At 32.1% G+C, this 16,796-nt stretch carries 9 protein-coding genes; 2 read left to right on the top strand and 7 right to left on the bottom strand.

All coding sequences use genetic code 11. The features are described from left to right. Positions 1-53: 53 nt before the first annotated feature. The 3 genes from Gferi_RS01070 to Gferi_RS01080 all read right to left on the bottom strand — a co-directional run bounded on the left by Gferi_RS01070 (position 54) and on the right by Gferi_RS01080 (position 8,613). On the bottom strand, positions 54-6,419 hold the full coding sequence (locus tag Gferi_RS01070; protein WP_069973853.1) for a P-loop NTPase family protein: 6,366 nt from the start codon (positions 6,417-6,419) through the stop codon (positions 54-56). A 76-nt stretch (positions 6,420-6,495) separates the two neighbouring features. Further along, the gene (locus Gferi_RS01075; RefSeq protein ID WP_069973854.1) at positions 6,496-6,735 is read right to left on the bottom strand and encodes a single-stranded DNA-binding protein; all 240 of its coding nucleotides are present in this window, start codon (positions 6,733-6,735) and stop codon (positions 6,496-6,498) included. A 444-nt stretch (positions 6,736-7,179) separates the two neighbouring features. Further along, positions 7,180-8,613 (bottom strand): tyrosine-type recombinase/integrase, encoded by a 1,434-nt coding sequence (locus tag Gferi_RS01080; protein WP_069973855.1) that lies wholly within the window; start codon positions 8,611-8,613, stop codon positions 7,180-7,182. A gap of 450 nt (positions 8,614-9,063) precedes the next feature. On the opposite strand from Gferi_RS01080, the gene Gferi_RS27880 reads away from it, so the two are divergent. Both Gferi_RS27880 and Gferi_RS01085 read left to right on the top strand, forming a co-directional pair. Further along, complete coding sequence (locus Gferi_RS27880; protein WP_156782293.1) at positions 9,064-9,321, top strand: hypothetical protein; 258 nt, start codon at positions 9,064-9,066, stop codon at positions 9,319-9,321. Next, complete coding sequence (locus Gferi_RS01085) at positions 9,302-10,045, top strand: transposase (RefSeq protein WP_083273302.1); 744 nt, start codon at positions 9,302-9,304, stop codon at positions 10,043-10,045. Before Gferi_RS27880 ends, Gferi_RS01085 begins: the two co-directional genes overlap by 20 nt. A gap of 46 nt (positions 10,046-10,091) precedes the next feature. On the opposite strand, the gene Gferi_RS01090 is transcribed toward Gferi_RS01085, so the two are convergent. The 4 genes from Gferi_RS01090 to Gferi_RS01110 form a co-directional block, all read right to left on the bottom strand. After that, on the bottom strand, positions 10,092-10,838 hold the full coding sequence (locus tag Gferi_RS01090) for a potassium channel family protein (RefSeq protein ID WP_069973857.1): 747 nt from the start codon (positions 10,836-10,838) through the stop codon (positions 10,092-10,094). A 218-nt stretch (positions 10,839-11,056) separates the two neighbouring features. After that, positions 11,057-12,241, bottom strand: a complete 1,185-nt coding sequence (locus Gferi_RS01095) for a stalk domain-containing protein (RefSeq protein ID WP_069973858.1) — start codon at positions 12,239-12,241, stop codon at positions 11,057-11,059. A gap of 238 nt (positions 12,242-12,479) precedes the next feature. Beyond that, a complete protein-coding gene (locus Gferi_RS01100) occupies positions 12,480-13,361 on the bottom strand; it encodes a tyrosine-type recombinase/integrase (RefSeq protein ID WP_069973859.1) in 882 nt (293 codons plus the stop codon). 516 nt (positions 13,362-13,877) lie between these two features. After that, entirely contained in the window at positions 13,878-16,361 is a 2,484-nt protein-coding gene (locus tag Gferi_RS01110) for a hypothetical protein (protein ID WP_069973861.1), read from the bottom strand. Between the last annotated feature and the right edge of the window lie 435 nt (positions 16,362-16,796).

Raw genomic sequence — 16,796 nt, forward strand, 5'->3', positions numbered from 1 at the left:
GTTTCTGAGATAATGGCTACTACATTTAATACAAACCTAAAAAACCACCGATTTTATTCATAAGAGCTATCAGAATCTTGCTGTAATACATACGATTCTGTAATACCATTTGAACGGATGACAAAAATTCCTTTTTCTTTGGCTGCCTTACTTGGAGTTCCGTAGAAATGATAAGTTTGATCTTCAAAAACCACACTATATTCAAAAATGATAGCCTTATTAATATTTGCAAGAAATTCCAAGCATAGATTGGCTTCGATTTCAGCAATACTACCATATGTTCCTTGTTTTTCATATCCTCCTTCTTCACTTGGTTCACTCCATTTTGCTATATGAAACGGTAAATGCCTATTTTTAGTAGGCAACAAAAGCGCCTCTACATTATTTAGTCCTTCAAATCCACAATAATTCATAATATCCTCCGAAAAAGAAAAGATATTTGTATATACATCTTTTGCAAATGGATCATGCTGGTCAAGCCGGTCATCTCTTAAAGAGTCCACATCAATACACGTAGGCCAAATTGTGACAGCAGTCTTTTCGAGATATCTACGTTCTTCCGGATCTGATTCAAAATCAAAGTCCTCAAATATGTTGTGTGGTTTCTTTAATTCGCAAATTAGCCTATCAATGTCCTTCTCATTAATTAAAGCGCTCTTTATCTTAATCCTCTGACTGCTTTGATCAAATGAAGAATTATAGCTCAGGTAGGAAACAATATTATCTCCACTTATGATTAATGAGCGGATTAAATCTGATGGAATCATATATTCTCCATCATTTTCTGGTTTCTTATACTTTTTAAATTCCCATAAAAACGGGATAAAAGGAATATGATCACGATACTCACTACTCCAATACCTCTGATATCCGGGAAGATATGAATCTAGCCAATCATAGTAGTTTTTATATGAATCTTCGGAATAGGGCAAGGTGCAACGATATTGGTCTGCAACATAGAACATTGCGTGCCACTCAGCATATTTATCCAAGGTTTCAATTTCTGGTAAACTACCATGTCTATTATCCGTATTCCGGTTACGATATCTATTATAATGCAAATATTCATCGCGCCATATTCGAGTTTTATCGTTATCAATTCCGAACTGTTGGATATAGTTATCACAGTCTTTAGCAACTTCCTCCTGAGTGAGACTAAAGATATCAGCAACATCATCATACCAATAGCAGAGCGTATCCATCGTATCAAAATGAAAACGGAATTTTTGCTTTAAGGAATAATTTGCTCTTGCATATCTAGGAGTCTTTTTAATTTTTCCAAGCTTTAGTTCATCAGAGCTCAATAGCTGCGCAACGTCACCAGAGTAATTTGTATCAGCAATTCTAAGACTAATATGTTTGGCGAACCTTCTTTGTAATGCATGAGTAGTTTGCTCTGAGCACGCAATTTCTTTAAAAAAGTTATAAAAGGAGACTCCCTCTTTCGGTTCTTCGCCAAAGATTCGAAGGCATACAACTAAAAAATATATTTTAGCTGACTCTTCAAAGAAAAAGTTATTTTTATCCATATATCGCGAATCAAAAGGAGAGTGATATAAAGTAATAAGATGACTTATAGTACTTGAGTATCCACATGAATATAAATTTTGTATTATATGCGCAGCAGTCCAACGATATTTTTTATCTGGATGCCCAAGCATCCGCCATAGCAATTTGCAAACCGGTATTAATTCCTCGTCGTTATGCAAAAAGCTATCAGAAAATGGTTTATCTCCGGACAAAGGATGTATTGAAGGAATTTCTGTAGAAATGCACCATTTTAAAGCTTCTTTTGCAAAATCTGCAGAAAGGCATATAGATAATTTCTTTAATATTTCAATAATGTATTCACTTACAATATTGTCTTGTGATATCAAATATTCTATAAAGAATGTTCGAATATCAGTTGTCTGAACATTAAATATTCTAGTTAACTTATCATAATAATCATGATAGGAACTCAAAATCTTATCCATATGATCTACAAATATTTTTCTTTGGATGTTTACATCATTTCTCCAAGATTCCACAGATGGCCAAACACTCCATGTGCATATATGTTTTATAAAAACGTTCATAATCTTTGAAGATTCGATAGAATAAACTCCAATTAAACAAGCTTCTATCAACATGTTGGCGTTAGAAACATAACTCTCTGGTAAAGTATTGGCAAGCCATAGATCAACAAATTTGACTTGACTATCCCGATCTAATTCTTTTAAATAGTCCACTAATTGTATAGAGTCAGATATGGTTTGTATATATTCCATATCTGGAATAGGTAAATTTGCTTTTTCAGTTTCTATCCGCTGTTTTTTCACATCTTTATTATTAGTGGTGCAAAGGAAATCATGTAAGGCTGTAATCTCCGAGCTATTTTTACAACTAAAAAGATTATAATCATTGATGTAGACGATAATCTCCTTTGCTAATGTATCTTTATAGCTCAATGGCACATTATATAAAGTATCATGAATCAAAATATCTAGACTCTTTTGTTGAACTGTAATTGGCGCTTTAGTTAGTTGCTTTAATATTTTTTTTGCTAGATCACTGTAATCAGATGGCTGTTCTGGTAGCAAAATCGTAGATAACGATGCTATAATATCTAGCTGATAAGCATCTTTTTCCAACAATTCTGATAGCACATAAAAGACACTTTCAGGGAGGGAAAAATGATCAAAATCGTTACGATCATCCAGCCGACATATTACAGAAAAAATATTTTTTGGACATAATATTGTTGCTGTTTGAAAGACTTCTTTATATGGAAAATTATTTGAGTCACCCATTTTTCGATAAAAATCCTCAGCTAAACGCATAAACTCATGAGAAAGCTCGATGTCAGATAAGTATCCTTTATTGGAAGCGACATTGGACAAAACATTAAAAAGCTCAAGCTTTCTATATGATTCGTAATCCAAGCCTTTCGCAGCTTGAAGCGCCTTTTCAAAATAACTCTGCCCAACGTTTATTTCAACTTTTTGTCCAATCTGAGCACATTGAATATAAGCCTCCGATGCTTCCATAGCTGATATAGGATGTTGAATAAGTTCATCAGATATAGACTTAAGTGTTTCTAAAGTGAATTGGTGCGAACGTCGGTCATATGAGCATAAATCTGCTAAGGCAAATTTCGTATCGCGATATATTTTGGCAGTTCGTGCTATTTTTAGTAGACTAGTATGTATTTCATGAGAATCCGTTGTGTTCATATACAAAACAGCATCAGATAAAGCTAACAGATAAAGGCGAATACTTCCAGATTTTTGATAATCAAGATCATTCCAAAACAACCGATCTAATTTAGTCAAACAATCTTTATATAACAATTCTGTAGCCTCTCTACTCCCCCCCAATATTACTTGAATTCGATACGTATAAGCTGGAAGGAGAAAGCCGTAGACTTTCTTAATATCTTTTATGCGTTCATCAATTTCTTTCTGTGTAAATCGCTTATCCTTTTTTAGGTCATCTTTATCACAAAAATCTTCGGAATTAATGTTCTCGTTCCTCAATGTTTTTTCCAATACATAGAATCTTATATTGCAGTCTAGTTCATGCTCATTATCACCATGAATATAGGGCAAATGTGAAATACGATAGTTAATCTGATACTTTGATATAATACTAAGAAGTATATTCCTATCTTTATCATATTTGCAAAGATGCTCGAGGAACAAAATCACATGATCTTTATTAAGATTAGCCAAATTCAAAACTTGCATTTTATTAAACAATTTTATAAGATATCCAACCAAATAAATCGGAGGTATTTTTTTGCACTTTAAATAAGCTGCAACTATAGCGAGTTTACAGTGAAATGACCAATTCATTTTTTCAACTTGATTTGCCATTTGTGTATTATTTCTGTTAATTAACTGCACAAAAACTTCAAATAATACGTTTGCCTGGAATTTCTTATTATTCCAAGAGGTTATCCAGCGTCTCATCGATGTTTCGTCTCTAAGTCTGAGCAGTGAATCTGCTACATTGACAATATCACCTAAGTGTGGCCTTTTTACAGGATTTTGCTTTTCTTTGGGTTTACTATAATAATAATTGATAGCACCCCTATAGCTATCCAGGTAGGAAAGAGCTTTTGTCTTTGTCTCAGATTTCATTGAAAAGATAAAAACTGCTTTTCCTAAACTGTCAAAATCATTTCTATCAGTGGTAAATACTTTTAAAAGAGTGTTGTTATCACAATACAAATATGCCTGTTCAGGATTACTTTGTATTAGTTTATTGATAGACTCATCACTTTTGGAAAAGTCAATGATTTTGTATATCAACTGAAAAGATTCCTTCCAGTATTCCTGTGTCTTTATGACAGGAATAGTTAAAGTAGATTTAATTCGTGAGAGCATAATCCTGCTAGCTTCTGTAATATCCACAAGCGATTCATCTATTGATTCCTCCAAGGAAATATTTAAAAGCCTGGAAATATCGGTCTGTAGGGCAAGGAAACTATGTACATGTTTCGCACAGTACGAATCTTGGTGCCGATGCTGGTACATATAATCTGTAATAGTACTGACTGCTTTTAAATTATCACAATATTTTTCTCGTAAAAACGTTTCAAAATCTTCATCACGAAAGTAAATATAGTCATTTTCAATATAAAGACCGAAAGAGCAGTCTACACTTAAACTCTGCAACATTTCCGGTGAACAGCCAAATATTTTAGTAGCAATCACTATTGGTATTGGTCGCGGCAAATTAATAAGGACTCCGAAGATTAATGAAATTTCTTCATTTCTTTCCCCATATCTCTGCCAGATTTCATCAAGTATACCATTAAGCAAATCTTCAGTGGTTTTACCATTTGGACGTAGCATATCTATAACTTCAGAGAATATTTCTCGTTTTGAAGTTAATGTGTATGCCTGAACCCGTGGTATCCCTTTACTTAAATGATGAAATTCTAAACAAGTTTCGTCCTCTACTGAGGGGTAAAAAGATCTGATATGTTCTGTACTTTCATGCAAATTAAAAGCAGGAACTTCAAAAAACATTGCTTTATCTGGAAAGGTAAAAAAATCCTCATGTTCTGTTCGATACGTCAAAAGTAATCTTACACCTTTAGGTAAAGGTTGTTGCAGTAATTTATCAATAAAACAAGTCCTTCCATTTTGTTTTGCTGCAAATACACTATTATCTGCTGCATCAATAATTAACAATATAATAGCGTTTTCAGAAAATGCTTTTACATATTTAACTGCATGTTCCAGCCGTATACATAACTCCTGGAAAAACTCAGATTCCTTTAATCTGCGTTCCAATAAAAATTCGGTTTTACATTCAAGTGCCAAGCTATTACAAATCTGAGGTATGGCTGTATCGCATTCATATCTTGAGTCAGAAGGTTGTAGATATGTCCCTCCTCCATAACAATCAAAAAAGACCACAGCAGAGCCATCGGGGAGATACTTTCCCATATTGTTAACAAGAGTAGTTTTTCCGATGCCGGCTGTTGCATGGACACATATAGGCGTTTTTTCTTGTCCTAATACAATTTTCGCTAAATCATAAACGCATTCTCTTTCAATATAACCAGTTTTCAACAAGGGAATGTTTGTAGGAGCCGGGAAAAATCGAGCATAATTGCCACCAAAGAGGGAACATACAAAATCTTTAGTCATAGCCACATTTGCATTTCTTCCAGGCATCATTCGATCCCGTATGGTCATTATTATTTCGTTATACTTGTTTTGTAAGCTATCTATCCCCCAATTGCCTAGTTGTTGGATTATTTCAGCTTTTTTAATGCTTCTTGTAGCCGTACCGCAATCCTCAAAATCGAGCATTTTAATAAAACTTAGAAATGCAATTGAATTAAGGTTAGATTCTTTATATAATCTTTCAATTTCTATTTTAAATTCTGGACAAAGATTCTTAATTAGGGTGCTTGCTTGTTTATAATTTTTTTTCGCTAAAACTTCTTTTGCTTCTGCGATGCTTTTTTTAAAACTATCAGAAATGGGACGATTGCTGACAAATTTTATAATAAGCTTATCTTTAGAATCTTCATTCTTTTCTGTATACTCTTTATAAGCATCAGCAAGTCTCCGAATAATTGAATTATCCTTTTTCTTGTTATCAGACCGACATAAACTTGCAGCAGTCCATGCCACGTCACCCATATATGTACTATATTTTAATTGAGAAAAAACTATTTTTGACGCACTTTGAAAATCAGTACCTCCATAATACTCAGCTAAGTCAATTGCATACAACTTACTATCCTCTATATCAGATAAAACTGAATCTTGCCATGCAGGACCCTCTACGGTTACTGCTGTAAGCGTTACATTAGGCTTAAGCATTTCCAATATTTTTTGAGCTGCCCACAAAAGATGAAAATCATCACCCGCATTAGAAGGCAGTGCCCCTGCATTAGTTTTAATTCTTTCCATGTTATCACCCCAGAACCAAACTTAATAATCTATGAAAAATTTAACTTTGTAACTCCTGATTATAAGTCAGAACAAATTATCTCACATTAATTTTATACTTCTGTTGCCCTGATGAGGTTTTCTCAATTGCTTGGATGGAACCTCTTGATGTATTCACATAATTTAAAAATAGTGTACCAAGTAGAAGCCGCTCGCTACGAGAAATCCTGTTCCACTCATAACCTTTAAATAAGTCTCTCACAAGGAAAACTTCTCCTTGATTCAGATTCTCTGTTTCCTTAATCGCAATATTGAGAAGCTCATTCACATCCGGCATTAAAAAACCTCCATATATTATAATATCAACATAAACAACGTTATCGATATGATTATATCACTTACATGAATTTATTTCCATTAATCTCATCAAACTCTATATATAAAAAGAGAACGCCAGCTAAAAAGATGCCATTCTCTCATCATTGCCCAATCCCAAATTAACTTCACACTGCGTAATATAGACATGTCTGAATACTCTAATCTACGCACGCATTAAACATGCCTACACACTCCATGTCCAGAACAACGGAAACTTCAATTTTATCTCTCAGCACCTTGTTCCTAAAATCATTGCCATCCGTGATGAAAGTAGTATATCTCGCAAAGTGCTGAAAACTCAGGATTTCTATGTATCTTTCCTTTGCATTCCTATTATGCACTCCACATATCTGGGGTGCTGATGACTGACAATAAATGTGGCTGTATCTGCTAAAATTGATATTTAAAATTCCTTAAATAGCTTTCTATATGGATGTCTTTTATCTAACATTTTCACCTCAGCTCGTTCTATGATGCTTTCCGTGTTTATATATGCAGAAAGAGTGCCCAGTGAAATCCCTGTTATAGAAATTATTTCTTCTAGTGTAAACCCAGCCTCAAACAGTTTCTTTGCCAGCATACCTTTAATTTTTTCTGGATTAATTTGAACTTCTCTTGAATTAGATCCGTCAGCTAGAAAACTTTCAGCCTTCTTTATTATTGTATTAATAGCCGATATGGAAAGCGGTTCTTCTGTTGAGTTTCTATACTTTCTTGGAAAAAAATAATCACTATTAAATTCCTTATTCCTTATATTAAAAATATAATTTTCTATTCTATTTATAAATTCTTGTGGCAAGACAAATGTTTTATCTCTAAAAGTTATTGTTTTCTTTTTAGTATCGATATCGGTAATCTTTAATGATAATAAATCTTCTCTCATAACTCCACAGTATAAGCATAACAGAAACATAAGTTTATTTCTTTCAGGCTGTCGTGTAATCTCATAGCCCTCTAAAATACATCTAATTTCATCAACTGTTAGCGGTTCCTTTTCTTCTTCATCAAGAGACAATCCATATATATCGACTAATTCTTTATCAGATATATTGAACTTAAAAGGATTTTCATCTGTTAGCTTTTCCTTCTCGAATAAATCATAGAAATTCTTTATATGAGCATACCTGTTTTTTATTGTGTTTATTTTGGTAATCGGCTTATTTCTCTTATAACTTTCAAGAATATCATTCTTATTAAACTGAATAAAATCTTCAGCATTTAAATGCTTTATATCTCTATAACCAATAGTCTTTTCTAAGTATTGAAAATATTTATTTATAGTTTCATAGTATCTACTAAACGATACCTTATTTTTATTCTCTTTTGATTTAAGTATTTCATATTGTCTAGTAAATTTCAAATAATGAGTAAGTTTATTCTGAAATATGTAGTTATAGGTAAAATAATTGAGTGTATTTTTATCAAACTTGTGAAAAATATTATAGTCAAGGACTTTTTTCTGGTTGAAATCTGCTTTTAAACTTTTGTTTACAAGAATATATGTTTTTCCATTTGTTAAAATACCCCATTCAATTTCTTCTCTACTACTCAAATAACTTGTTAATTGATACAAGTGTGGGTCAAGCTTATTAACAGAGGCTCTTTTAACTTCAACTAACAAAATAGTTTTCCCATTTTTTCTTACTTCAACATCAACTATTGCTTTACCCCTTATAATCGGCCTCTCTCTATATAAGCAATCTTCCGTAAATCCTAATGCTTTAAGAAATGGTACAACTAACTTCTCTCTTGTATCACTTTCGGTCATGTCATCTATTAAATTATTACTTTGGAGATTAATATAGCTCTCTTTAATCTGTTCAATCTCTTGAAACAATAGTATCACACCCTATTTTTCTTTTAATTTTACCGCCTATTACCATTTATATCAAGTTGTTATAATAATTTAGCTCAAATGCCATTTATCTATTTAACACACTATATATTGCGTTTATCAAATCCTCAAATAGAATATACACCATATATAGTAATCATTGTATATATTTTAAGTTTAATTACCTAGATTTTGCACAGACAAAACCATAGCGGTTTCATGAAATTTCCATATTGAATTACCAAAAAACAACAAAAGGTGAGAACTAGCCGCCAGTAGAAGTATTTTTTATTCCAAAAAAAATCCTACGAAAAGCGGTATCTCACCTATAAAAAGTATATCATTCAAACTAGATGAGAATAAAGTGGTAAATACTTCTGCTTGGCTTGTATCTGTAATTCAATTTGCAAATAAAATCAATTTCCTTGAGCTTTTAAGGCTTTTAATCTGAGAATGAAAAGTGTTAATTATACGAATCTAAACAGGTTGCAAACCTTGATTTCTTCTCTTGTCATGGGGTGTAATTATACCAGTGACATTAATGATAAATTAATTCCCGATACTGTAGCTACCAGTCTCCTTGGTATGGATCATTTTCCTGCTCAATCGCAGATTAACCGTTTCTTGACCAACTTTAGCGAACCAAACATAGATCAGCTTGAGTATATCCATCATAGTCTGTTTATGGAAAATGCCCTATCCTTGTGGTAATAGATTCGAGGATCTACTGAAAGCAACCACTTTTAAGTTCAAAGGGCATCTATCCATGAATAAACTCATTATTCGAGCAGATTCAGGCTATGGTTCTTTTAATAATATTAAGATATTGCAAAGAACAGAAGTCAAATTCGTTGTAAAAGCATTTTCTTCTCAACAGTCAGCAAACCTTGCAAAGACCATACAAAATAACCAGTGGCAAAAGATTAATATTCAAGTGCATATTGTAGAAATTCCTGTATCCAAAGATCTAAGAATCATTGCTTGCGAATTTGTTGGTAAAGACGGCAAAATCAAATATTCTCATCTGATTACCAACATAAGCTCTGAAAAAATGAGTGCTATTGAATTATTTCATTTCTACAATGAAAGACAGACCATAGAAGCCTTTTTTAAAACTTGTAAAGAAATCTATGGAATTAAGAATCTAAGAACGTCAAAATTCTATGGGATATATGGCTTTTTATGGCTGGTATTTATTACTCATAACCTGATTACCTTAATGAAAAATACTACATTCAATTCATCCAAGTTTCAGAATATAGGTGTTCAAGCATTGATAAAAAAGCTAGGAAGTGTTTTTGCTACAGTCATAGAGTTCAAGGATCATATAGAGATTGTTTTACCTAACTTATCAAAACTAGCAAAATTGTTTGTTGAAGCATTACAGCCTAAGTATATCCAGTTAAGTTTCCATGATTTTCTAAATACAGCTTAGTTGTTTGTACAAAACTTAGGTAAGTAAACAAGAAAATTAAGTTTTATCATTTATTTCGTATAAATTCTATATAATCTAAGACTTGTTTAATTTTTTCATCTCCTAAGTCTGAAATATCTACAACCGCTGTAATCTGGTTATTTCGGGAGACTTTAGTAACCTTTAAAAAGAAAGTAGCAATTGTTCCAGTCAACATACTGATAAATCCAATCCCTACAATCATCAATATAGCTGCAATCATTCTGCCTATAGTTGTTGTAGGCGCAATATCTCCATATCCTACTGTCGTTGCTGTTACAAAGCTCCACCATAATGCATCTTCAAATGACTTGATGTTAGACTTGAATTCTGCAAAATATATACCTATTGCACCAAGAACAATAGTAATTATTGTAAGATATAGTATATAAATGAATCCATTAGTATTAACAAATGTGCTAACCCTCGTTTTAATTTTATTTGCCAATGCAAACCCTCTGATTAGCCTAGTAATTTTAAATGCCTTTGTTATTCTAATAACTTTGATAAGTCTGAAGGCCCTAAAAATCCTGAATACAGAGCTATATGGAATAATTGCAACTAAATCTAAAATGTTATACTTAAAGAATTCTTTTTTGTTTTTGGAAATCGCAAGTCTAATAAAATAATCAGCCGTGAAAAATGCTAAGATGCCATTATCTAGCCAATAGATAGATGAATTCGGCGTAATTATGATACGGTTATTTAAGTCTAGAATGGTTATTGAAACAGCTATTATAGCAAGTAAAAAAATCCATATTTCATAGCCTATCATAATACGCTTTTTGTTAACCTCGATAATAATCACCTCTCAAACAAATCTTTAGGTTACAGTTATCAACCAATGGTATAATATTTGATACTCTTACTTTATTATAGCAATTTTGGTACTATATTGAAATAAAAGCTATTTTATTATCTAGTAGGTCGATAACAGATCAAATCACAAAATACAAAGAATGGAAGCCTAATTGCTCCCACCCTTTGTATTTTCTATTCTACTTCTAATGTGAGTTTTATCTCCTTATCTCCTTTGATCACAACATCATATTTTCCAGGCTTTGTGGACGACCCGACCTTCCATGTCCATGATACATTACCATTTGAATCGGCTTTCTTAGCTTCCAGCCCTGCCGCTTTACTGGCACCAGATGAATAGAATACGGAAATTTTGTATTCTACTCCCGGTGTTCCCTGAATGGTTACAGTAGCATTTTCTCCAGCCTTAACCTTTAACACATTTCCACTTTGGGTAGTTGGTGCTGTAGGTTGTTTCGGTTGGGAAGGTTCGTTTGGCGTAGTTATTTCAGCCGCCTCAGTTTTTTCTACCTCTTCATATGCCCATAATCCTTTATTAGCATCTCTAGCTTTCTTTTCGATTAGAACAAAATCATTTGCGTATTTTACATTTGGTGGGAAAGTCGCTACTTTCGCATATCCTTCTTCCAATAACGTCTTATTATACATTTTGCCATCTATATAGACATAGGCTAATAATCGACCATATTTATCTCTTTCTTGCACATCAAATTCTAACTCTATTTCCTTACCCTCAAGCAAGCCTTTGGTGAACTTTGAAGCCACATCACCGAATTCATTATTTTTTGTAGCGTCTGGATGGACAGATTCAGGAGTATCTACACCTATCAGTCTCACCTTTTCTTTTTTTCCATTATATTCAATTTCTAATGTATCGCCATCCACTACTCTTAGGACTTTGTATGTAGTTTTTGTTTCTGTAGTTTTTTCAGCAGCCTCTGCCACACTCTTAATTACTACTGTTTTCGTATTGTTATCCCAGTCCACTTTTGCTCCAAGAGCTTCCGCAATAAACCTAGCTGGTACCAGAGTTCTGTTATCAATGATAGTTCCAGGTACTTCTAATTCCTTCTTTATCCCATTGATCATCGCTACTTTGTTACCAATTTGCAAAATTACTATAGTGTTTCCCTTTGTGCCAGTTACGGTTTTAGTAGCATTGTCCCACTCAAGTCTAGCTCCAAGAGCCTCAAATATGGCTCTCAAAGGCACAAGCGTTCTCCCTTCGACAACGGTTGGCGGAACATCAAGTTGAAGCTGCTTTTCATCTAGAGTTATTTTTATTTCGTTAGATGCTGCGGCTGCCGGCAAGCTAAATATCATCATAACAATGATAATAGATGTAATAAGTCTTTTCATGAAAACTCCTCCTCAAAATTATTATATCTATTATTTTGTCATTGTTTTACAAAATCCTCTTCGTATCATTCGACAAATTATGCAAATGAAACAAGTAAGCCTAGGGGCATTCCTCCTATAAAGACATAGAAAAAATCTTAGATGTTCTCGGCTATGAGATTAAATGGGTAAAAAAAGAGAAGAATCAGCAGGAATAATATCCTATTGATACTTCTCTTTTTTATTTGTAAAATTTGTTCTATCTGCTAAGAACTAATTTTTCCACGGCAGCTTGTTTATCTTGCTTTGTAGGCAAGCTGTATCTTCTGGTAACGTTAATATCAGAATGTCCTAAAAGCTCTGCAGCAGTTACAATATCTTCACCTGAATCAAGTAAGTCGTATGCAAACTGATGCCTGAACGTATGGGGCGCAATCTTGTATTCTCCCAGTCCAGCTCTATCCTTATACTTCTTGATAATCTTATTAATTGCCTGCCTTTGCAGAGGGCCGCGTTCGCCTAGTAGCAGTTTATTACAGCTGCCCTTTGGTCGTACATCTAAGTAGTTTAATATGGCGTTTCTTACATCCTTATTCAAAGGTAAGCTCCTTGCTCTCATCCCTTTGCCAGCTCGAATATCTAATTCTCCCTTCCGGTCCGTTATATCAAAATCATCCAGATCTATATTAACGAGTTCACTAACTCTAACACCGGTGTTATAAATTAACTCAAAGATGCAAATATCTCTTTTATTTCCCTCTCGATGGAATTCCCGCCGTAACCGGTATACAATATTTTTGTCTAAGGATCCCGGAAGGGTTGGTGCCTGAACCTTTATTTTCTTTACAGCTGCAGCAGGGTTCTCCCGCATGATGTTCTCAGCCACAAGAAATTTGAAATATTGCCCCATGGCTGTCAACTTATGATTAATAGTGCCGACATCTTGTTTTTTTATATTCAGAAGGTAGGATCTATATTCCTGGATGTCTAGAGCAATGATCTCCTCCGGATGAAATTCTTTGCCGGCTTTTTCCTGAAAGAAAATTTTAAAATCTTTTAGATCCCTTTCATAACCAGAAATTGTATTTTGCGATTTATCCTGACGGATCAGTTCTTCTTTAAACTCCTCGATATATTTCATTGATTCTCCCTCCAAAAAAGCATGATAATAATTGTGTAGCCAATTTTTCAATAGATAATTTACTTGGTTAATTTTGTAAGATGTTGCTTCTATAGGTTGATTTTTAAAATTTTCTAAGAAAATTACTGTCTACGCAAATTTTATCACATTTATAGAGAATAGGCTACACAATGCATATTATGTAGCCTTTAATGTCTTCTACTATTGAAAATTTTTCAATCTATCTTTACTAAATCTTTTTCGGGATCAAAATTCATTTTTAAACAATAGCCATCATTAAATAATTTGTCTGCAGTAGTCAAATAAGAGAAGGTGGTCATATCTCCTATATTAATCTGAAAAGGCTCTATTGAGTCCCTATTTAATACTATAACTCTATCTATCGGTATTAGTAGTGATTTCGAATTCCCTGTATATACTTCACACTGTAACCTATCCATATCTACATACAAAAGAAGAATATCCCACTTTTTATAAAATGAAATACTATAGGAGGCTTTAGGAATAATTTTCAAGTTATTCCCTAGTCTTAAATTTAATATGTGTTACATCATTACGTTTAAAAGACACCATTAATTTAAATACTATCCTTTCTTTACAGAACAGTCTTTGTACCGTATTGATAGCTTTGTCCTTTGCCATTAAAGCACCATCTATATTATATAATCCATTATACGTTTTGGAATTCTCTATGTATTCAACACACTCTTTATCAGTTAAATCTATCCACTTATAATATGATATTTTAATATTAAACTTAAAATTATCTCTATTGAAGTAAATGCGGGAGTTTATTTTATGTGTAGATACGTCATCTATAAAACTATTTTTATTTATGATTTCCTTAAAATCTAAAGACTCCCTCAACTCTTTTGAAAAAGCCCAATCATCAGTAAACGTATAATTTTTAGAATCATATTTTGAATTATTCAAGAAATTTAGCATCTTCTTGATTCCTTGCTCATCAAAAGATAATTCTAACTCATTAGTTGATGAACTAATAAAATTATTTATAGCACTTAAACATGCTATTTGTATATTTCGAGCAGCACTTTTATTATTCATATGTTCTTTTCTACATATACAATAGGGGGTTGAATATTTTACATAAAATTCATTATAATAATCTTCAGACCATCCAAAGACATTTTCAAGTTTCATTAGTTCATTAAGTTGATATCTTATATCTTCCAAATTCAACTCAGACATTTCTACATTGCTGGAATTTTCCGTGAATAATTTTACATGTTCCTCCCTAATATGCTCAAATAATTCTTTTTGCTTATTCTCATTTACTGAAAACGAACATTCCATTAAATCAGCTAGTCTTCCTATCTTATCTATAATATTTATTTTAAGTACTTCTGTATTATAATCAAAGAGGCTCATGAACTCATTAAGAATTTGTAGCTTGGCAGTATTATTCATCTTATCCCATTTGAAGAATCTTTTATATAAAGAGTAATATCCAACTTCATCATTATATATCATGAATAAAAAAAACATAAATCTGATATTAAACTCTTTTGTCCAAATTACTGATTTTGCCATCATATACGGGGGAAAATATTCGAACTTTGTTGTATAATCGTCCTCTTTCTCAATTCTAAGTGCGATAGCACATAGAACACCCTCAATATTCATTTTTATTAGCATTCTAACATTCAATCGTACAATATTTGATGTAGCAATATCTGTTTGTAAAAGTCGCTTTAGATTTTCCCTATAATCTTCTTTAAGAGTTTCTACTTCGTGCATAATATAGGCATAAAACACTTGAAGAATAATAGACAAATAATTGTAATATGTAATGTTGCTATTATGAACATTGTTTATAAAAGTATTTTTGACTAATTCTTTAAAAAGAAATTTCCGTTCATTCAAATCTTCGTTTGTTATAATATGATAATGTAATAGATTTAACAGTGCAACCTGATCCACTAGCAGAAGTTGATTTTCACAATTCCAATTAAACCTAGATAATTTACTAATATAATTTGTAATCATTACATTTTTACACGTTGTAGAACATAGCTGATTTTTTAATAAACTCGAAATATAGCTATGCAATATTCTTTGTATGTCCTCATCCTTTATTTTATATTTTTTGTACTCATCAAGTAAGCTTAAATCTATAATTTGATCTAGATAGTTAAAACTTTGCAATATTTTATCATCATAAAACTGAATCTCCTTAAGTGGTAATATCAAAAAATCATTTCTGACATATTGATTGTGTGACACAATTTCATATAAATTAATTATTTCTTTAACCATCTCGTTATATCCAAATTGCAAACTCAAATCTACAACATGCTTATCTAAAACAAATTTTAAATAAATGGAGTAATCATAATACTCCGTATTATTTTCCGCGTCTTTCATAAAGGCACAAAGTGTACGTAACATCTCTAATACTTTGTCCTTATCCTCTTTATTTTTCTCTTCAATCGCTATCTCTAATGCTTTTGATAATTTATTCAAGTGAAATTTAAATAAGTTATAATTGATTTTTTCCTTAACTACTATGGTTTCATAATAGTTTTTAACAATATCAATACAGTAGTTTTCATTTGTCATTATTTTATAAATTTCCTGTCCTGTATACCATACAATATACACCATTGAAAATAACAAAGATGTTAATACATTTACACTATCTATAATGTAATTTAAAAACAGAACCATTGTAGCTAGTATCATATGTAATAATGAGACAGTAATAAAAATTTTTAAATTTACAGGAGTATTTTTAAATCCTAAAATATCTTTTAACTGATATCCATAATAACAAGTACTTAACGTACCCGATAATAAAGCAATCAAGGTAAAATTTAATACAGAAATAGTTACAATCCCTGAATAAATAGAATCCATATATGGTTGCGTTACTGGTATATTACATTTTCCCATAGATACGAATATATCCATAATTATACCCATAGTAACAATTATGAAAACAGGACACCACATAATATTTTTTTTAGCCTCAGAGTTCATTCATTCATCTCCTAAATTCCTAGAAGTTATTTATCCAACGCACTATGTTTAATGAAATTTATCCTATAGTATTTTTACATTCCTTTTAATTTATATTTCAATTTCACATAATGGTCATTAGTCATTTTAACATTTCTAGTATACATGATTTTATCTTAATTTCAATATTTTCTATACCTTCTCTTAAATCTGCTTCATTCCTTCTAGGAATCTGAGAGATAACCAATAAATCGACCGCAATTCTCGACATTTCAAAAAGTACTTCACTTTTAAATTTTGCCTGCGAAGCACTTTATAAATTTCAACAAATCAATATTCTATTTTAAATTCCATTCCTGGCCAACAATCTTAATCAACTCATCGATGTCATATGCTTTTGCTATTTCAATGTATTCCTTTTTATTATCCTTATTATGTTGGTTCTCTAAAAAGGCA

This window comes from Geosporobacter ferrireducens, from assembly GCF_001750685.1.
Classification (GTDB): domain Bacteria; phylum Bacillota; class Clostridia; order Peptostreptococcales; family Thermotaleaceae; genus Geosporobacter; species Geosporobacter ferrireducens.